At 46.4% G+C, this 19,430-nt stretch carries 20 protein-coding genes; 15 read left to right on the top strand and 5 right to left on the bottom strand.

Going from position 1 to position 19,430, the window contains the following annotated elements; translation table 11 throughout:
- Nucleotide 1 precedes the first annotated feature (1 nt).
- The 3 genes from K8O68_RS00300 to K8O68_RS00290 are packed head-to-tail and all read right to left on the bottom strand — an operon-like array spanning nucleotide 2 to nucleotide 3,564.
- Entirely contained in the window at nucleotides 2-760 is a 759-nt protein-coding gene (locus K8O68_RS00300; protein WP_230894954.1) for a 4Fe-4S dicluster domain-containing protein, read from the bottom strand.
- The gene (locus K8O68_RS00295) at nucleotides 761-2,947 is read right to left on the bottom strand and encodes a molybdopterin-containing oxidoreductase family protein (protein ID WP_230894953.1); all 2,187 of its coding nucleotides are present in this window, start codon (nucleotides 2,945-2,947) and stop codon (nucleotides 761-763) included.
- Complete coding sequence (locus K8O68_RS00290) at nucleotides 2,941-3,564, bottom strand: TorD/DmsD family molecular chaperone (RefSeq protein WP_230894952.1); 624 nt, start codon at nucleotides 3,562-3,564, stop codon at nucleotides 2,941-2,943. Before K8O68_RS00290 ends, K8O68_RS00295 begins: the two co-directional genes overlap by 7 nt.
- 282 nt (nucleotides 3,565-3,846) lie before the next feature.
- Between K8O68_RS00290 and K8O68_RS00285 the strand changes: the two genes are divergently transcribed.
- The 11 genes from K8O68_RS00285 to K8O68_RS00235 all read left to right on the top strand — a co-directional run bounded on the left by K8O68_RS00285 (nucleotide 3,847) and on the right by K8O68_RS00235 (nucleotide 13,531).
- The gene (locus K8O68_RS00285; protein ID WP_230894951.1) at nucleotides 3,847-4,188 is read left to right on the top strand and encodes a hypothetical protein; all 342 of its coding nucleotides are present in this window, start codon (nucleotides 3,847-3,849) and stop codon (nucleotides 4,186-4,188) included.
- Between the two features lie 335 nt (nucleotides 4,189-4,523).
- Complete coding sequence (locus K8O68_RS00280; RefSeq protein WP_230894950.1) at nucleotides 4,524-4,889, top strand: hydrogenase maturation nickel metallochaperone HypA/HybF; 366 nt, start codon at nucleotides 4,524-4,526, stop codon at nucleotides 4,887-4,889.
- The gene (hypB, locus tag K8O68_RS00275) at nucleotides 4,879-5,538 is read left to right on the top strand and encodes a hydrogenase nickel incorporation protein HypB (protein ID WP_230894949.1); all 660 of its coding nucleotides are present in this window, start codon (nucleotides 4,879-4,881) and stop codon (nucleotides 5,536-5,538) included. The genes K8O68_RS00280 and hypB overlap by 11 nt, the downstream gene beginning before the upstream one ends.
- A complete protein-coding gene (gene hypF / locus K8O68_RS00270) occupies nucleotides 5,499-7,850 on the top strand; it encodes a carbamoyltransferase HypF (protein WP_370640458.1) in 2,352 nt (783 codons plus the stop codon). Before hypB ends, hypF begins: the two co-directional genes overlap by 40 nt.
- Complete coding sequence (locus K8O68_RS00265) at nucleotides 7,841-8,080, top strand: HypC/HybG/HupF family hydrogenase formation chaperone (RefSeq protein WP_230894948.1); 240 nt, start codon at nucleotides 7,841-7,843, stop codon at nucleotides 8,078-8,080. The genes hypF and K8O68_RS00265 overlap by 10 nt, the downstream gene beginning before the upstream one ends.
- Entirely contained in the window at nucleotides 8,049-9,155 is a 1,107-nt protein-coding gene (gene hypD / locus K8O68_RS00260; RefSeq protein ID WP_230894947.1) for a hydrogenase formation protein HypD, read from the top strand. The genes K8O68_RS00265 and hypD overlap by 32 nt, the downstream gene beginning before the upstream one ends.
- A gap of 2 nt (nucleotides 9,156-9,157) precedes the next feature.
- Nucleotides 9,158-10,165: a hydrogenase expression/formation protein HypE gene (gene hypE, locus K8O68_RS00255; protein WP_230894946.1), complete on the top strand. Its 1,008-nt coding sequence runs from the start codon at nucleotides 9,158-9,160 to the stop codon at nucleotides 10,163-10,165.
- A gap of 55 nt (nucleotides 10,166-10,220) precedes the next feature.
- Complete coding sequence (locus tag K8O68_RS00250; RefSeq protein ID WP_230894945.1) at nucleotides 10,221-10,757, top strand: cytochrome b5 domain-containing protein; 537 nt, start codon at nucleotides 10,221-10,223, stop codon at nucleotides 10,755-10,757.
- Nucleotides 10,754-11,659: a hydrogenase small subunit gene (locus K8O68_RS00245; RefSeq protein WP_230894944.1), complete on the top strand. Its 906-nt coding sequence runs from the start codon at nucleotides 10,754-10,756 to the stop codon at nucleotides 11,657-11,659. The genes K8O68_RS00250 and K8O68_RS00245 overlap by 4 nt, the downstream gene beginning before the upstream one ends.
- Nucleotides 11,652-13,064: a nickel-dependent hydrogenase large subunit gene (locus K8O68_RS00240; RefSeq protein ID WP_230894943.1), complete on the top strand. Its 1,413-nt coding sequence runs from the start codon at nucleotides 11,652-11,654 to the stop codon at nucleotides 13,062-13,064. The genes K8O68_RS00245 and K8O68_RS00240 overlap by 8 nt, the downstream gene beginning before the upstream one ends.
- On the top strand, nucleotides 13,064-13,531 hold the full coding sequence (locus K8O68_RS00235) for a hydrogenase maturation protease (protein ID WP_230894942.1): 468 nt from the start codon (nucleotides 13,064-13,066) through the stop codon (nucleotides 13,529-13,531). Before K8O68_RS00240 ends, K8O68_RS00235 begins: the two co-directional genes overlap by 1 nt.
- 83 nt (nucleotides 13,532-13,614) lie before the next feature.
- Here K8O68_RS00235 and K8O68_RS00230 read toward each other — a convergent pair whose 3' ends face one another.
- Nucleotides 13,615-13,833, bottom strand: coding sequence for a hypothetical protein (locus tag K8O68_RS00230; protein ID WP_230894941.1), 219 nt, complete (start codon nucleotides 13,831-13,833; stop codon nucleotides 13,615-13,617).
- Nucleotides 13,834-14,203: 370 nt separating this feature from the next.
- Here K8O68_RS00230 and K8O68_RS00225 point away from each other — a divergent pair, with 370 nt between their 5' ends.
- Genes K8O68_RS00225 through K8O68_RS00210 form a run of 4 tightly spaced genes read left to right on the top strand, consistent with a single transcriptional unit; the run spans nucleotide 14,204 to nucleotide 17,695 of the window.
- Entirely contained in the window at nucleotides 14,204-14,452 is a 249-nt protein-coding gene (locus K8O68_RS00225; RefSeq protein ID WP_230894940.1) for a FeoA family protein, read from the top strand.
- Nucleotides 14,427-16,196, top strand: coding sequence for a ferrous iron transporter B (locus K8O68_RS00220; RefSeq protein WP_255716896.1), 1,770 nt, complete (start codon nucleotides 14,427-14,429; stop codon nucleotides 16,194-16,196). The genes K8O68_RS00225 and K8O68_RS00220 overlap by 26 nt, the downstream gene beginning before the upstream one ends.
- A complete protein-coding gene (locus K8O68_RS00215; protein WP_230894938.1) occupies nucleotides 16,197-16,820 on the top strand; it encodes an SAM-dependent methyltransferase in 624 nt (207 codons plus the stop codon).
- 8 nt (nucleotides 16,821-16,828) lie between these two features.
- A complete protein-coding gene (locus tag K8O68_RS00210) occupies nucleotides 16,829-17,695 on the top strand; it encodes a lysylphosphatidylglycerol synthase transmembrane domain-containing protein (RefSeq protein WP_230894937.1) in 867 nt (288 codons plus the stop codon).
- A gap of 72 nt (nucleotides 17,696-17,767) precedes the next feature.
- Here the strand turns inward: K8O68_RS00210 and K8O68_RS00205 are convergent, their stop codons facing one another.
- Complete coding sequence (locus K8O68_RS00205) at nucleotides 17,768-19,360, bottom strand: long-chain-fatty-acid--CoA ligase (protein ID WP_230894936.1); 1,593 nt, start codon at nucleotides 19,358-19,360, stop codon at nucleotides 17,768-17,770.
- Nucleotides 19,361-19,430 lie beyond the last annotated feature (70 nt).

The following is a 19,430-nucleotide window of genomic DNA, read 5'->3' as shown; positions in this document are numbered from 1 at the left end:
TTTATTCTCCTCCTTCATGGTGTTCGCCTTTATTAAAGAGACGGTTGGAAATGGCTCCGCCGATCACAGCCATTGTGGTCGCCCCAAGCAGCAATTTACCGAGAGGCTGAGCGTAATCTTTCCAGATAATCGCAGAAGCCGGAGTGGTAGCATCCGACTCAAGGTCATACTCTTCAGGCTTATGCGCGAGAAGATAAATCGTATGAGTGCCCCCGACACCTTCCGGGTTATAGATGTTCGCATCCGGATAACGGTCTTTCACCTCAGCCAGCCGCTGTTCAGCCTTTTGAAGGATCTCGTCGCTTTCACCGAAAACAATGGCTTCAGTGTAACAGGTGGAGGCACATGCAGGTGTCATACCTTCAAGGACCTTGCCATTACATAGTGTGCATTTATTAGCCCTGGAGACACTGTTACCCTCCTTATCCTGGCAAAGCTCAACTTTCGCCCTGCCAAACGGACAGTTTTTCTCACAGTATTCACATCCGATACATTGCTCCTGATCCACCACCACTGCGCCAGTTTGAGAATAACTGATCGCGTTCTGCGGACATACTTTCTCGCAAACCGCGTCTTCACAGTGAAGACAGGAGAAACGGTGCATCACCCATTCCACATTGGGGTATTCTCCTTTTTCCACTTCACAAAAAGAAATATAAGACTGGTCGGGAGGCAGGTCATTTTCCATCTGGCAAGCGACCCGGCAGCTGTAGCAACCGATACACTTCGTCACGTCCACAAGCATTCGGTATTGTCCCATTTAAGCATCCACCTTTCTGACATCTACAATCACTTCGTGAATCATACTGCATCCGCTCATTGGCTGAAAATGGAAAGGTACATGTTCCATATAGCTAAAGCCGACTCCTTTGGCGGTCGTTAAGTACTTGGATGTGATGCCATAATGAGACGGAATATAGACAGTTTCAGGGTGGAGGCGGTCAGTCAGTTTCACTTTAACCGTGCTTGAGGCACTGTCAGACGAGACCTCTACAAGATCGCTGTCCTGAATGCCTTTCTTTTTTGCTTCCTGGCGGTTCATCCACAGGCGCTCAAGATCATAATCCTTCGTAATCTGCATCAGCATCGGTATATTAGCTGTCTGTGTATGACTGTGAATCGCCTGCTTTCCTGTCGTTAAACGATAGCTTCCGTTTTTCGGTTCAACGAGAGGGGGGATCCATGTCGGCACCGCATTAAAGCCGGCGTCTTCAAAAGTTTGACTTGCGAATTCCACCTTCCCTGAAGGAGTATTAAATTCAGGGACAGTTCCTATCTCAGCTTTTTTATCTTCGAGAGGAATGGAACCTTTTTCTCTCAGTTCGTCCATCGTAATGCCTAACGGTTCGACAGCCGCCTTATTATAATCCTCAAGAGTAAACGTAAAGTACTCCCCAACCCCGGAGGCCTTTGCCAGCTCAGTAAAAATCTCATCCGCAGGTTTCGTGTTCGGATGGACACGGTCTACAGCTTTCTGTCTGAGAACCACGGCAGCTGTTCCGCCTCCAACGCCGTCAACTGCGTCATCTCTTTCCATGTAACTCGGTTCCGGCAGGACATAATGGGAGAGCAGGGCTGTTTCGGACATTTGCACGTCAATCGTCACAACGAGATCCATCTCATTTAGAGCTTCTTTATAATATTCCGGATTTCCGTAGCCGAGCGCTGCGTTTGAATGATGGTAAAAGGCGGCTTTCATCTTTCCTTCTTTTGCACGCAGAGGAACGATGTTGGCTACGCCCCGCCCTCGTGGCGCCAATGGGAAATCCTCTTCGCCGTCTTTTACGGCATCGGGTTCCTGAGGTGCTGGAAACTGATCAGGGTCCAAGTCTCCGAGACCGGCACTTGCGCCAAAAATATAGCCGCCTTCCTGCTGGATATTACCGAGCATGGCATTGAATAAGGCGACGGCTCTGCCTGTTTCTGTACTGTTTTTATAGTTGCATCCGAAAGCGCCCCGCCAGGATTGTTCAATGACCGCTTTTGGTTTCAATTGAGCCATGTCAGTTGCGATCGTTTTAATCGTTTGGGCATCAATCCCGGTCACTTTTTCCGCCCATTCAGGGGTATACTGTTTAACTTCCTTTTTAAATTCCTCAAATCCAGTTGCATGGTCTTCAATAAAGCCGGCATCATATAAGTCTTTTTCTATTAAAATATGGGCCATGGCTAATACGAGCGCCAAATCGGTTCCGGGCCTGATCGGCAGCCATTGGTCTGCAAATGGCGACGTATTGTTTTTACGAGGGTCGACAATGATAACTTTTGCCCCGTTTTCTTTCGCCTGTGCGAGTGCGCTCATAGAGGAAGGCCTGATCCCGTCGCCGTAGCTCCGGCCAATAAACATAATATAAGAGGAGTTTGCAATATCCGCACTTGGTACGCCCCCGATTGTGTGATTAAACCCTGTATCACGGGAATTATTGCAAGCCACATGGTGGGTGTAGTAGTTTGGCGATCCTAAAGCTTTAATAAACCGGGTGGCATACACATTTCCGGTAGGGCGCGGGTCTTGCACGAGAGCGACCGATTCAGGTCCATGTTCTTTAATAATTTCTTTAAGTTTATCGCCTATTTCTTTGAAAGCCTGTTCCCAGGAAATGGGTTCATACTTTCCGTTTTCCATGCGTTTCATGGGCTGTTCAAGACGCTCTTTTGAATAAATGAGAGTGGCGTAGCCGTGGCCCCTGGCACAAAGGGTCCCTTTGCTTCGCGGATGATCAGGATGCCCTTCCAGCTTCCAGAGACGTCCGTTTTTGGTGTAGGCAATCATCCCGCACTGGCTTGAACAGCCGTTACAGGTTGTAGGAATTTTTGAGATGGCCGCTTTTTCATCTGCAGAGGCAGATGCCATCCAGCTGTGCATATCAAATGAAGTAAGGGAAACTGCAGCAGCAGTGGCTGCCGAAGCTTTAATAAATGAGCGGCGTGAAACGGGTTTTAACATACAGAATCCTCCTTAAGCCGGTCAAAAGACTGGTTACATATTGTGAATTCATTCACAAACTTATTTAATAATTCTGTCAATTTAAGGTATAATGAGTCCTTTTTTTGTTTTCTGATGGCTTCCACGAGATCGTCAAGCCAATTCAAGTGCTGGCTGACCAGCAATGTAAATTTGTCTGTTTCCTGTTCTTCGAGTAAAAAAGCGGCTAACTCCAAAATCACGCTTATATGATCAGGGTAAAACATCGGGTCATATGATGAGTTGAGACCTATTTCTTCAAGTAAATATCTCATGTGCCACGCCGGGTCGCCCATCATCATCCCTTTTGATTGAGCAAATGGAAGAGCGGCAGTCTGATCAGTTGTCCACGGTTTATAAAATGATTCAATGAGAGAAATTCCGTTTTGAGACGAACTGGAAAATAACGAGCGGAATTCTTCTTTCAAGCTGCTTAAGCTGGGAAGGTCACAGCAATCGTTTAAAGCTGCTCCTGATGCTTGTTCAAGTTCCGTCCGGAAATCCGGGTGGCTGATGACTTCATAGACCGCGTCCCCCGGCGGCTTATAGAGCTCTGCGTAAAATAGCAGTAAATCTCTTTGTTTCATGTGATCTGGCATTTTGTCTCCCCCTTACAAACTAAACGTACTGAATTGTAAAAAATTGCACCTTCATTGTACATTTTTTAAAAGTGTTTCAGAGGAAGCAAATATGAGTATTTTCTTAAATAAGTGAAAAGAAAGTGTGAAGTGGGGTCAGACCCCCCAGAAACTGGGGGGTCTGACCCCAGTCGGTATTTGTCGACTGAATTAGTGGTACGAACGCCTGTACGCTGACAACTGCTGTCATTTCCCCCGGTAAACTTGTGGTGAAAGTAAATTATCTGTGAGGAGATGATTTTAATGAGCAGGACAACAGAAATGGTGTTAGGGATATTGGGTGGTCTGATAGGATTTTGCGGAGCTTTTTTCGCACTTTTTATCGGTAGTATTGATGAAGCAGTAAGTGGGAGTAATCAGATTCTTGGGTTAGGGACGAGTGCCTTTATATTCAGCGGATTGGCTGTTCTTGGCGGGATTGTAGTGAAATTTAATCCTAAGCTCGGTGGATGGCTGCTTCTTATCAGCGGGGTGGCAATTTTAATTTCGATAAGTTTATTCGGTGTAGTACCTGCACTTTTACTTGTCCCAGCCGGATTAATGGGTATCATTAGAAAACCGAAGCAACAGGCTGCGGCAGCGTAAAAACAGGTGTCTTACGGGATAAGGTACTAAAGAATAACTTTGTTGCCAAGGTGTTGCTTCACTAGCAGTCAGGAAGGCCGTATAAAAGCACGCGCACCCTTCCTGACTGCTGGAGGGCAGTGAAAGAAAGGCAGCAGAAGAAAACAAATAATAGGCGGGTTCCTGCGTACGATCACAGGGCCCGTCTATTTGCTTTGCGCAGAGGAAGGCGCATTTTCTAAAACTGCCCGGGATGTCTTACTCCCCCTCACTTACGAAACTGCCCATTATTTAAAATCGCTGCAACTGGTCTAATGTCTTTTCTGAAGACATAAACCAATACTGAGGTGTTGTAAATGCACGAACTGTCGCTGATGGCCGAGTTAATTAAGCTTGTTTCTGAGGATGCCCATCATAGAGGCATCATTAAGGTGAGTAAAATTGATGTAATTGTCGGTGATTTATCTAACGTATTGCCTGAGGCGCTCGAGGAAGCGTTTGTTTATTTACGGCCCCGGGTCGAAGCCCCTTTTGATGAAAAAACTGAGCTGCATATTATCCGGGAGGAAGCGAGAGCAGAATGCCGATCATGCGGAACAGAGTTCGTTCCTGATTACCGGATTGCTTTCTGCCCTGTCTGCCGGCTTCCGACCAGCGAGCTTCAATCGGGTGAAACATTCAGAGTTGAATCATACGAAGGATGTGACGAGGATGGAAATTAAATTAAAAGAAGAGGTTCTGAAGGATCAAAATAAAGCAGCCGCTTTTAACAGAAAACTTTTTCAGGACAGCCGCACGCTTGTCATTAATATAATGAGCTCACCTGGTGCGGGAAAAACCACATTGCTGGAAGCAACAGTTAAAGCATTGGCTCCAGAATATAAGATTGGCGTGATTGAAGGAGATCTGGCAACGGAGCGGGATGCTGACCGGTTACGCGCTCTAGGTGTTGACACGGTGCAAATAAATACTGTAGGAGGCTGCCACCTGGATGCGAGGATGATTGCCAAAAAGCTGCCTGAATTTGACTTGGATAAGACTGATATTCTTTTTATAGAAAACATCGGTAATTTAGTGTGTCCGTCAGGCTATGATTTAGGCCAGCACTTTAAGGTTGTCGTCTTAAGTGTGCCTGAAGGGAATGATAAGATCCCAAAATATCCGATTATGTTCAGGCGGACGGATATAACCCTTATTAATAAAATTGATCTTCTTCCCTATGTTCCATTTAATCTGTTGGAAGCAGCAGAGGATTTGAAATCTATTAACCCGGAGGCGTTGTTCAAGCCCGTTTCAGCTTTGACCGGAGACGGGATGGGGGAGTGGACCGGATGGATCAGAGAGGTCTATCAGACATGCCTTTCGCGTTAAAAATCACGGTTACCGGAAGGGTCCAAGGGGTAGGCTTCCGGCCGTTTATTTATAGTCTTGCAAAAAAATATGGCCTTAAAGGGACGGTTCAAAATAACCTGGACGGCTTGCTGATCCATGTTGAAGGAGATAAAAGCCGGTTAAGAAACTTGGCAGATGAGGTTAGACACTCGCCGCCCCGGCTGGCAAAAGTGGCTAATATAACCATTCAGGAAGCAGCTCCTTCAGGCCTGGATGAATTTAGAATTGTCCCGAGCGAAAACGAAGGGGAGGCTGTCCCATGGCTGCCTGCGGATGCTGCTGTATGTGAGCTGTGTACAGCAGAAATGAACGACCCGGCGGACGGACGTCACAACTTTCCGTTTATTAACTGCACCCAGTGCGGACCCCGCTATACAATTATTCAAGGCTTGCCGTATGACAGACCGCTTACAGCGATGAAAGATTTTCCAATGTGCCTCAGCTGCAAGGAAGAGTACGAAGATCCCGGAAACCGCCGTCATCATGCCCAGCCCGTCTGCTGCCCGGCATGCGGGCCGAGACTTAGTCTTATTAACCACGCAGGGCAGCGTCTCAGTGAAAATGCCCATGCGATAAGCCAGACTATCGAATTTTTAAAAAAAGGAAAAATAACGGCAATAAAAGGGATAGGGGGCTATCATCTCGCCTGCGATCCGTTTCAGACTCCTGCTGTTGCACGGCTCAGGCAATTAAAAAGGAGGCCGCAACGTCCATTTGCCGTCATGGTGAAGTCCGTGGAAGCTGCACGAGAGTTTTGCAGTATAACAAAGAATGAAGAACAGCTGCTTTCAAGCCTGGAAATGCCGATAGTCATTCTGCGCAGAAAGGTAGGGTGCTCTTTACCAAACATTCTTTCCCCGGGGTTATCTACCCTCGGCGTCATGCTGCCTTATACCCCTCTCCATCATCTTCTTCTGTCTGGAGACTTACCTTGTCTGGTGATGACGAGCGCCAACACATCGGGACTGCCTATCTCTTACAGAGACGACTCTCAGAGTGATCTGAATAACTTGTGTGATTATCTATTAACTCATAACCGGCCGATTGAGAGACCTGTCGATGATTCAGTCGTTCAATGGGACGGAGAGGAGATAATATTTCTCCGGCGGGCCAGAGGCTATGTGCCGGAACCGGTTACATCCAAGCTCAACGTGAATAACATTCTGGCTATAGGAGGCGATCAGAAAAATACGTTTGCAATCGGAAAGGAGCATTATATTTATTTGAGTCCGCATATAGGAGATGTGGAAAGTGAAGAAATGATTCATTCATTGGAAGACACTCTCTGCCATTACAAAAACTGGCTTCAAAGTGAGCCGGAATGTATCGCCTTCGATAAGCATCCACTCTATGAAACGGCATCTTTAGAGAAAAAACTGCCGGGGATTAAAGTCCCTGTCCAGCATCACCATGCCCATCACGTGTCCTGCATGGAAGATAACAGCCTGGTGGAACCTTGTCTCGGAATTATTCTCGATGGCACAGGCTATGGTGAAGACGGCCATATTTGGGGATTCGAATTCCTGTACGGCAATGCTGACTCTGTCGAACGTCTGGGGCACTTATCATACACCCCGCTCCCTGGCGGTGAAAAAGCAGTGAGGGAACCGTGGAGAACAGCCGCCGGTATGCTGCTTCACTACTGGCCTGAAGAAGGCAGAAAACTTGCCGCTGACCTGTTTCCGGAGCAAACGGGTGATCTTGACGTGATCAGCCGGATGGTCGCAAACGGAATCAACTCCCCTTTAGCAGGTACTTGCGGCAGACTGTTTGATGCGGTGAGCGCTATACTGGGAATTTGTACTATATCGACGTATGAAGGTGAAGCGGCGGTTAAGTTAGCAGATGTCATAGACGGTACAGCTGTCACTGATCATGAAGAAGAAACGTACCCGTTTAGGCTCATCACTTCTCAAGGTCATGGTCATCTGCTCGATTTTTCCGCGATGATTTATGAGATTATCCAGGAAAAAAAGCAGGGTTTGGCTACCAGGAACATCATTCACAAGTTTCACCAGACGATTGTGTCCTCCAGCGTCCAGACAATTTTATCGGTTATAGCTGAAAGGCCGGAGTTGAACAGGACAGTCGTGCTATCGGGAGGATCTTTCCAAAATAATTACTTGAGAAAAGAAGTGAAAAGGCAGCTTAGGAAAAAAGGCTTTACCGTGTTTACACATAAACAAATACCGTGCCATGACGGCGGACTGTCTCTTGGTCAGCTCACCATTGCCGCCCAAGCTATAAAGTCACTGAGTCATAAAAAAAGAGGTGATAAACGGTGTGTGTAGGAGTGCCTGCAAAAGTAATTAAAATTGAAGGTGAAAAAGCGTTAGTCGATGTCATGGGAGCAAAAATGACTGTAGGGATCCTGTTCGTTCCTGAAATTGCCTTAAATAACTATGTTCTCATCCATGCCGGACAGGCGATGGTTATTATTGATGAAGAGTATGCCAATGCCAGTATAAAAGAATGGAGGGAGCTGCTGGATGCTAGAGACAAAGATTTTTTCACATCCTGAATTAACCCGGCGGCTGGCAGACGCGGTTGCAAAATCAGCTGAGACCTTTATTAAAAGAGAAGGAAGAATGCCGGCAGTGATGGAAGTTTGCGGATCTCACACGATGGCCTTTGCTAAGTCAGGCATAAAAACGAGATTAAGAGACTATGTGAGGCTAATAGCAGGGCCCGGATGTCCGGTCTGTGTAACAGATCAAAAAGCGATAGATGCCATGATCCGTTTATCAGAAAAAAACAATGTCATCCTTTGTTCATTCGGCGATATGATGCGCGTTCCGGGGTCTGGTTCTTCTTTGCTGCAAGCAAAAACAAACGGCAGTGATATCAGAGTTATTTACTCGCCTTCTGACAGCATACAGATTGCAGAAGACCATCCGGATAAAGAAGTTATTTTTTTAGGGATTGGTTTTGAAACGACCATTCCCGCTTTAGTCGCTGCGGTCCGTGAGGCAGAAAAGAAAGGTTTGACTAATTTTTCTATTTGGATGACGACAAAGTTAGTGGCACCCGTCTTAAGAGCCTTGCTTCAATCCGGAGAGGTCGAGCTGGACGGCTTTTTGCTGCCGGGGCATGTGTCCATCGTGACAGGAAAACAAAGCTACCGTTTTTTAAATGACGACTATCAGATACCCGGAGTGATTACGGGGTTTGAACCTGTACAGCTTCTCAGCGGCCTTTTAAAATTACTGAACCAGCTCCACGAAGGAAGAACCGGTATTATTAATGATTACACCTATGTCGTTAACGAGGCAGGCAATTTTACAGCACAACACTACATGGAAACATATTTAACCCGAGCAGATGAAGAGTGGCGTGGAATAGGAGAGATCCGGGGAAGCGGGCTTGTCTTAAGAGAAAAATACGCCCGGTTTGATGCAAAAAAGAAATTTAATGTTTTGCCGGCAGTACCGAAGAAAACGAAATGCCGCTGCGGCGACATTATCAGGGGCGTTATTACACCGGAAGAGTGTGTCCTGTTTAATAAAGCCTGCACGCCTTCTAAGCCGGTTGGACCGTGTATGGTCTCTTCGGAAGGGACCTGTGCAGCCCACTACCACTTCATGAGGGAGGACTAATTATGGCTGAACGGATCAGTTTAGCTCATGGTGAAGGAGGAGAATTAACTCATCAGCTTATACAGGAGGTTTTTATTCAGTCATTTGGCCACGCTGAGCAGGCGCGTTTAGATGCTGCGGTTATTCCCTGTTTTTCTGGGAAAATGGCTGTGACGACAGACAGCTATGTGGTGGATCCGCTCTTTTTTCCCGGGGGAAATATAGGCAAGCTGGCTGTAACAGGAACAGTTAATGACCTGGCGGTAACAGGAGCTGTGCCAAAGGTTCTAACGGCAGGTTTTATGATTGAGGAAGGGTTTCCCGTCAGTGACTTAAAGAAAATTGTTAAAAGCATGGCAGCTGAAGCTGAAACTGCGGGAGTTTCAATCATAGCCGGAGATACGAAAGTCGTGGAAAGGGGGAGTGTTGACGGAGTATTTATTAATACCACCGGTATAGGCGCCATCGGGGAAAAGTATATAAATCCTGCTGGGATGAAAAAAGGAGACGCCGTCATTATCACTGGAACGATAGGTGATCACGGAATTGCGATTTTGAGTGCCCGTCAGCAGCTAGGCTTAGTAACCGATGTAAAAAGCGATTGTGCCTCGTTAAACACTCTTCTTCACCAGCTACTCCAGCAAACAGATGGGATTCGGGTAATGCGGGACTTGACGCGGGGAGGTCTCGCGACAGGACTGGTTGAACTCTGCGAAGATTTCAGCGCTTCTATCGAGTTAAAGGAGACTTCTATACCTGTACGCGAGGAGGTAGAAGGAGCGTGTGACATTTTAGGGTTTGACCCTCTCTATTTGGCTAACGAGGGAAAAGCCGTTATTATTGTCGATTCAAAGGAAGCGGACAAGGTGATTCATTTACTGCAATCCCATAAATTCGGTAAGAATGCCAGACTTATTGGCCTCGTGACTTCCATATCTGAAAAAGCAGGCAAGCTGAAATTAAAAACGCCTGTTAACACAACGAGGCGTCTTACCCGTCTTTCCGGAATGGTGCTGCCGAGAATTTGTTAATGTTGCGGTTCAATTTGCATAGGATAACGTAAACCTTTTTAAGGGGGAGGAATTTATGCAAAACATTGCCTTGATCAGGCTCCAAATGAACCATCTTGTCACTCAGGCCCGGCAGGATATCCATTCACTTTCGGTTATGAATGACTCTTCTGATAACTCTCAAACCCTTCAGCGATTATGGGATACCGTTTCAACTATGCATTTCCTAAGTGAGATGCTGGCAAACCAAGCTATGATGGCCGGTTATTATTTTTCAACGGTTCCGGCACCGGCCTTGCCCGCACAAACTGGGACAGCGGCTCAGCCGGTTGTTCCTCCAGTCACACCTTTACCGAACCAGACATTGCCTCCTCCAGGTGAACGAACTCTGACGCTTCAGGAATTAGAAACTTATGACGGGAAAAATGGCCGGCCTGCCTATGTGGCGGTTGGCGGAGTGGTGTATGACGTCACAAATAACCGTGCGTGGGCGGCGGCCACCCATTTCGGACTGGTTGCGGGAAAAGACTATACGGCTGAATTTGCCTCGTGCCATGCCGGGCAGGAGTCCATACTGGCTACATTGCCAATCGTGGGGAGGCTGGCGGAATGAAAAAGGTTGTATTACCTCCGGAATCTTTGACCAATGAAGCAATTGCAGCAAGGCTGACAAATGCTGCAGATGAAAACCTGAAGAAAGGGCTTATTAACAAAAGAAATTTAGTGTATCTGGAGTTAAATGGCTGTTCGGGCAATATTATTTCGTTGCTGAACGGACAGAATCCTTCGTTCGAGTATACGCTGAATTCACTGGTTGACCTCCGCTACAGCAACAGTTTAATGGCGGCAGAAGGAGAGCGGGCTTCAGAGAAATTAATGGCTGTCTTAGATGAAGATTTTATTCTGGCAGTGGAAGGCGCTGTCGCTTTAAAAAATAACGGATTATACAATGTAATCGGCAGCCTGGATGGTCAGCCGCTTACCGGTCTTCAAGCCGCTACTATCCTTGGGGAACGTGCGTCACATATTTTAGCCGTTGGGGCGTGCGCCACACATGGCGGGGTTTCGGCTGCTAAACCGAATCCGTCAGAATCGGTCAGCCTGCAACAGGTTCTTCTTGACCGGGAGATGATTAAATTGCCGGGCTGCCCCGTTAATCCCGACTGGTTTTTAGGAACGTTAGCCCACTTGCTACTGTATGGTGAGCCGGAAACAGATAACTTAGGCCGCCCGCTCATGTTCTACAGCACACTTATTCATGACCGCTGTCCGAGAAGGCCTTTTTTCGACAGGGGCATTTTTGCGGAGAAACTTGGGGATAAAACGTGCTTATTTAAATTAGGATGCAGGGGACCGGTGACCCGCACGGACTGCCCTACAAGGCAGTGGAATGGCCGTGTGAACTGGCCGATCGGTGATGATACTCCGTGCATCGGCTGTTCCCAATTCGGTTTTCCTGATGCGATGGCTCCGTTCATCAGTTTTGACACGACAAGGGTGGTGAAGGATGAGTAAGCGAATTGTCATTAATCCTTTAACTCGGATTAGCGGTTTTATGGAAATAGAAGTGACAGTTGACCGGAATGAAATAGTGGATGCTAAAACGACAGGCAATTTATTTCGGGGGTTTGAGCAGATGCTTGTTGGAAGAAGCCCGTTCGACGCCGTGTATTTTACCCAGCGGATCTGCGGAATCTGCTCTGCGGCACATTCTATGGCTTCTTCTTTAGCATTAGAAGATGCATTGGCTATTGAACCTTTGGAGCAAGGGAGATATTTAAGAGATATTATTCATTGCTGTGAATTTCTGCAGAATCACATCCGTCATTTCTACCAGTACACCGCTCCTGATTATGTATTCATCGGCGAGAATGTTCTTTTTCAAGCAGACCATAATGATTTCAGGCTCCCTAAGAATGTGAACGATCGTCTTTCACGCCATTATTTTGAGTCTCTTCCGATCAGCCGGTCAGCTCATCAAATGCTCGCTGTGTTAGGAGGAAAAGCTCCGCATAACCACGGGGTGTTTATCGGCGGTATAACCACTCAGGCCACTTCTGAAAAAATTGTTCAGCTCGATGAAATTTTACAGACTATTACAGCGTTTATTGAAGAAAAAATGATTCCGGATGTCTACGATATAGCCAGGTATTATCCGGAGTATTTCCGTATGGGGGGAGGATACGGGAATCTGTTAACATTTGGATCTTTTAATAATTATAAAGAATTGGGAACGTTGTATGTTGACCCGCTCGTGTCTACTCCGGAATTGGAATATCCTGAACCGTTTGATGAAAATAAGATAACGGAAAAAATAGATTATTCCTGGTTTAAATCAAAGCAGAATACGTATCTTCCGGATGAGACTGTCCCTGAACCGGACAGGGATAAGCAGAAAGCATACTCCTGGGTAAAATCCCCGAGGTACAACGGTCTGCCGATGGAAGTCGGTCCTTTAGCCAGGTTAATATTAAGCGGTGCCTATGAAAATGGCATCTCAGCTATGGACCGGACGATTGCAAGAGCTCTTGAAGCAAAAAAGATTGCAGATATTATGAAAACATTACTCAGGAAAGTCGTCCCCGGAGTGGATATGCAGAAAAAATATGAGCTTCCGGAGATGGCGACCGGAAGAGGGCTGGTTGATACAACAAGGGGAGCACTTGGTCACTGGCTCAAAATTCAGGACAGGAAGCTGTCATTCTATCAGATTATTACCCCATCAACATGGGATTTTTCACCCCGGGACGATAAAGGTTTCCGAGGGGTGGCGGAACAAGCGTTAATAGGTGCCCCTGTTGACGATCCTGATAACCCGGCGGAAATCGGAAGAATCCTCAGATCATTTGATCCGTGCATGTCTTGCGCTACGCATGTATTCAGCAAGGGTAAACAAGTCAAAACTATTAAGGTGTTTTAATGGAAAAAACAGTGATCTTAGGGATTGGCAATCATTTAATGAGGGATGACGGAATCGGTATGTGTGTGGTTGAAAAACTGGCGGAACACCAGCAGGATTTTGATGCTATCCAATATGTCATTGGGGAATCAGACATTGATTATTGTCTGAAAAAAATTGAAGGAGCATCCCATGTTGTAATCGTAGATGCTGTTATATCAGGAAAAAACCCAGGAGACGTGTCTCTTTTCTGTCTCTCTGACTTAAATGAACAACAGGAATTGACCCTATCGCCGCATAACTTGCATTTATTTAATGCCCTTTACCACGAGCGGGACCGGATAAAAGGATATGTTATCGGTATAGAGCCGTGCGACATATCCTTTCATCTCGGGTTAAGCCAGCAGCTAAATGAAAAACTTAGCGATATTACAGCCCGCGTGGAGAAAATCATTGAGAAGATCACTGTAAAAAAATGGGGGGTCTGACCCCTTATCTATTTAAAGGGCTCTGCTGCAAACCGTGGCAGGGGCCCGTCCAATTAGCAGGATGATTTTTTAACAGGCTAATTCTAGCCGTCGGTGCTTCCCCGGTTACCGAGCGCATCGAGCAAACCTGTAAGTTCATCTGATAACTGTTTCCATTCATCGTCGCTTAATGTGTCGGAGGAAGATAACCTTACTAACGGAATCTCGATTTGAAGTGGAATATCAAAAAGTACAATATCAATTGGAGACGAGATACCGATACATAAAATTTCTCTCCCATCGTTCCTTTTGTTTTCTGCCAACTCAGATCACTCCTTTCCTGTAGAGTACTAATATATATATGAAGAAATTAAGTGATTGCTTGTTTTGACACCTAATTAAGAAGTGGGAGTTTCAGAGTTTTGTTAAAAAAACAGTTGGAAGCCCCAGGACATTCAACTGAATTAATAGAGAGTAAGGATTAAACCTTCGCGGCCATATTGGAAGCGGAGTAGTTTAATATGCCGCTATTATCTTCCAAAGGGATCTCTAAGCCGGTAAGAAAAACTACAGGTGGAATAAATTACTTGGGAAGTTTATGTGAAATGTTTAACAAACACCTTGAATGATTATCATTCTCAATTAAAATAAGGATATATGAGAACGTTTTTCAACACGGGGAGGGGAAGTATCATGAAAAACGAAGGCCTTTGTAAACTGGCTTGCGCCACAGTGTGCCGCGTGAAGAAACTGCCGGATTGTCCGCTTCTTGAAGGGCTTGGCATTGAAGTCGGCACAGAATTTTGTATTAAACAGAAAAGTCCATGGCGGGGGCCAATTGTGGTGGAAACAAAAGGCAGGCGGCAATTAGCCATTGACTATCATATCGCTTCACAATTTGAAGTGGAGGAGGTGAATGGCGGTGTCCTGTCACGAAAATAAAAACCACGTACAAACTGAAGGGAAGAAGCGTGTGCTTCTTATGGGGAACCCTAATGTAGGGAAAAGCGTTATTTTTTCCACACTGACAAAAAAACGGGTTATAACCGCAAATTATTCCGGTACGACGGTCACTGCGATGAAAGGGGAGCTGGTTCAGGCTAAGCCTGAAGCCGTCTTAATCGATGTGCCGGGCATCTATTCGCTTAAACCCGTGTCTAAAGCAGAAGAAGCAGCGATGACGATGTTAAATGAAGGGGCAGATGTGATTATCTGTGTGCTCGATGCAACAAATTTAGAGAGAAACCTTCAACTGGCTCTTGAGCTTAAGCGAAAAGAGACGCCAGTTATTTTTTTGCTGAATATGATGGATGTTGCGGAGAAAAAAGGGATTCAAATTGATGATAAAAAGCTCAGCAGCCTGCTTCAGGCTCCGGTTATTCCGACTGTGGCCGTAAAAAGAAAAGGGTTTAACCGGCTGATTGCTGAGATTAACAAAGTGATCTCAGGACGCGAACACGGAAAGCAGGCGCCGCTCACTGACGCAATGCCCCCTGTCTTAATTGGCGAAGAAGTTCAAACTTATATTGAGTACGAGGAATCGTGGACTGATAAGTGGGAGCGGTGGACAATTCAGCCGAAAACAGGGCTTCCAATCGCCATCCTGGCTGTTCTTCTGGCGCTTGCATTTGTCGTCGGAGCAGGTAAAGCGGTCCGCAGCGTTTTCTTTCTCCCGCTCTTAAATAATTACTATATTCCATTCATGGAAAGGCTGGCGGGAAACTGGACGACAGAAGGAACGGCCCTTTATTCGGTGCTGGTCGGCGAATTCGGGGTGCTTATTAAAGCGGTGGAATGGCCGATAGCCTTAATTTTACCTTATGTGTTCTTATTTTATATTGTTTTATCGTTTTTAGAAGACAGCGGCTATTTACCGCGTTTAGGTATCCTCATAGACGGACTGCTGCGGCGGTTCGGACTGCATGGCCATTCGATCATTCCGATTTCCATGGGATATGGGTGCGCCGTTCCCGCCATTATCGGGACAAGGGCAGCTTCGAGTCTTAAAGAGCGGCTGATTATTTCCGCTCTGGTAAGTCTGGCTGTGCCCTGCATCGCTCAGACAGGAGCATTTATTGCCCTTCTTGGCGATCATTCTTTCGTGCTGCTGTTAGCGGTCTTTCTCGTGTCTTTTTTTGTAATGTTTATCAGCGGGGCGGTCTTAAATAAATTCCTGAAAGGGACGCTCGATCCTGTGTTAATTGAAGTGCCTAACCTGCTTGTGCCAAGTGCCTCTGCACTATGGAAAAAAGTGATGATGCGCACGAAACATTTTATGATTGAAGCCGAAATACCAATGGTTTTCGGGATTCTTTTTGCTGCACTTACGATTGAAACAGGGGCGTTAACCCATGTGAGCTTTATTCTCGAACCGCTTGTTGTGTCTTTCCTGGGTCTTCCGCCGGAAGCAAGTGTGGCACTTATTCTTGGAGTCGTAAGGCGTGAGTTGGCGGTGCTTCCTCTCCTGGGTATGGACTTATCGTTAGCCCAGATGTTTGTGGGCTCGGTTGTGGCTCTCCTTTACATCCCTTGCATGAGTGTATTTTTCGTCCTTATTAAAGAATTCAGAATAAAATGGGCGCTGTCGATTTCAGCGGCGACGATTATCCTTGCCTTTGTTGTTGGCGGCATGGCAAACTATCTGATTCACTTTTTTCAGTGGATGGCTTTGGGAGGGGGCTTTTAAATGACGATTATTCAGGCATGTACACGTTTTTGCGAAAAAATGTGCTGTGATTATCCGGTATGCGCTCGTATAGGCGCTCTTTATTATGCCCCCATAGTAGACAAGGAAGCAGATTTAGCCAAGGTAGGTGATGGAGACCGGGTTCTGTGTGTGGGAGGAGGGAGAACACCTTTTACGGCCTGTCTTTTTGCTGAAAAAACCGGTGCCGCAGTTACGGTGATAGATAATGACCCGGAAGTTATAGAACCGGCAGAGCGTTTTGTAAAAGCATGGTCTCTGCAAAAAGGAGACATTGAAATTGTGTTTAAAGACGCGCGTTTCGTTAATCCTTCTCATTATGATGTGGTCCATCTTGCTCTTCAAGTGATCCCTCAAACAGAGATTATAGAAGATTTGACAGAGTTGATGGCCCGGAGCGGCAGAGGGAAGCTTCTGTACCGTACTCCCCGGCAATTTGCCGAACAGCAGTATCCTTCCTGTCTTCTCTCAGCAAAAGGCGAGGAATGTTCTAATAAAGCGGCTCACAATGGAGCGACCATGATTGGGGAAACGGTTCTCTTTGATGCTGCCGAGTCTTCCGGAGCTGTGTTTAAGGCGAAAAAAAGGGATGTGCAGGCAGGATGAAGAAGCTTATGCTTATTTTAATAATGGCGGGAGCGTTATTATGGGCGTTAGTTACTGTCGATTTAAATGACTGGCGGATGGTAACGGCTTATATTAATTGGCCGGCTGTCATGTTTATTGTTCTCATTCAATGTGCCACATTCGTATTGATGGCCCGGCAATGGGTCAAGCTTTTAAAATATGACAGTTATGTTCCGTTAAAAAAGGCAGTAAGGATTCTGTTGATCAGTGCGTTTACCGAAGGGATCACCCCGTCAGCCAAGTTCGGTTCTGAAGCAGCTAAAGGTTATTTGTTAAGAAAGGAATTTGGCCTGTCAATGACACGGATAATTAGTATCATTTCCGTACAGAAAGTGATAAGCCTGGCTGCTCTGATTCCTTTCCTGACCCTGGCCGCTGCATTGATTACTAATGAGACAGGCGGCTTCATTTATTTACTGGGCGCCATGGCAGCTGCTGTGCTGGTCTTATGTTATGTGATGAAAAAAAGGGGAGCGGAAAAACTGAGGAAGGCTGTTTTCGTCTGGACAAAGAAAGATTATGCTGAGCAGGTAATTCTGTCAGCTCTCATCTGGTTCCTTTTTCCTTTGAAAGCTTATCTGCTTAGCCTCTCATTAAATCTCGATACCTCTTTTATTATGATAACAGCTGTTGTTTTTTTGCCATATGCAGCCGCTCTTCTGCCTCTTACCCCAGGCGGACTCGGAACATTCGAAGCAACGATGATTGCTGTTCTGGCTGGAATGGCCATAGCTCCGGAAGCGGCCATAGCCTTTACGCTGCTGTTCCGGCTGATCACCTTCTGGCTGGGCGTCGCAGCAGGCGGCCTGGCATCCTTAACCCTCACAGCCAAAAAACCAGTCCTTTCATCGTGAAAGGACTGGTTTTTGGAAATTAATGGGGGGTCTGACCCCTTTGTGAGGTAAATTATGGGTTTGGCCCCGTCTCTAGTTGACTGTGCGGGTGCGGTCTTGCCAGAAGGGCTGGCGCAGCTGGACTTTCTGAATTTTACCTGATGCTGTTTTAGGGAGTTCCTCCAGAAAAGTAATACCTTTGGGTGCTTTAAAACGGGCCATTTTTTCCTGGGCAAAGGCGATGAGTTCTTCTTCAGTTGCTCCCCCTTTTTCCCGTAAAACAACATGGGCGTGTGGCACTTCACCCCATTTTTCATGAGGGACAGAGACGACTGCCACTTCGAGAACAGCAGGGTGATCGTACAGGCAGCTCTCGACTTCAAGAGAAGATATATTTTCTCCGCCGCTTATTATGACGTCTTTCTTCCGGTCGACGATATTTATATACCCTTCCGCATCCACGCTTGCCATGTCCCCTGTATAGAGGAAGCCGTTTTTGATCGTTTTGTTCGTCGCGTCAGGATTTTTCCAGTAGCCTTCCATCACATTATTAGACCGGGTAATGATTTCTCCTATTGTTTTACCGTCCCAGGGCACGTCTTCATCGAGTTCGTTTACGACCCTCACGGATGATCCAATCATAGAATAGCCGACTTTAGCTTTTAAAGTATATTTTTCATCTGTTGATTTATCCAGATGTTCCGAGCGGATTTGGGAGGTTGTAATTAATGGCGAGATTTCAGTCATCCCGTAAACTTGTATGAATTTCCATCCTAACTCTTCTTCCGTCCGTTTCACAAAAGCGACAGGAGGGGCTGAGCCCGCAATCACTACCCGCATGTCCTGTTCCAGCTTCAACGGTTCTTTGTTATGCGCGTTTTGCTCCATAATCATATTTAAAACGGTAGGCGCCATATGGGCCACAGTCACTTTTTCTTTTTTAATATTTTCCAAAATTAAAGCCGGATCCATCTCACGCTGCATGACCTGAGTTGCCCCGTTTGCTGTGTAGTAAAACGGCGAGCCCCAGCCGTTCACATGGAACATTGGCAGGACGTGAAGGAGGGTGTCTCTGTCACTGACTCCCAAGTGATGCATCGTTGATAGGGCATGCAGGTAATTGCTCCGGTGGTTCAGCATAACCCCTTTCGGATCGCCGGTTGTTCCGCTCGTGTAAAGAAGGCTGGCAATGTCGGTTTCTTCAAGAGGTTCACGGTCAAACGGGCCATCATCGAACTGGCCCAGCCATTTTTCATAAGCGAAGTCGCCATTTGCATCATCAGCCATCCCGTGCACAATAATGGTATGAACCGTCTCCAGGTGATCCTTGATCTGCTTTAGCTGGTCATAGAGCGAGAGATCAACGAAAAGCACTTGTGATTCGCTGTGGTTTAAGATAAAAATATAGTCTGCCGGTTTAAGCCGTGTGTTTAAAGGTGTCATTACGCCGCCTGTCTGGAAAACGCCGTAAAAACCCTCAAGCATTTCAAGGGTGTTGGGTGCTAAATAGGCGACTTTGTCGTCTTTTTGTATGCCAAGTGACTTTAATCCCCGCGAAAGCTGCTGTACCCTCCCGTTCATCTCTTTGTAAGTCAACCGTCTGTCTCCATCAATGACTGCTGTTTTTTCCCCGTATAGCTGAACGGCCCGATCGAGAAAATCTGTTACAACCAAAGGTACATGCATATCGGTTCCTCCTTAAATTAATTCCTGTATTTTTTGTTGTTCAGGTATGCGCTTTCATGAAGCCGCAAGC

Origin of the sequence: Salipaludibacillus sp. CUR1 (assembly GCF_021028955.1) — a bacterium.
Lineage (GTDB): Bacteria > Bacillota > Bacilli > Bacillales > Salisediminibacteriaceae > Salipaludibacillus.
Note: the sequence above shows the minus strand (reverse complement) of the source record. Positions and strands in the feature narration are given on the sequence as shown.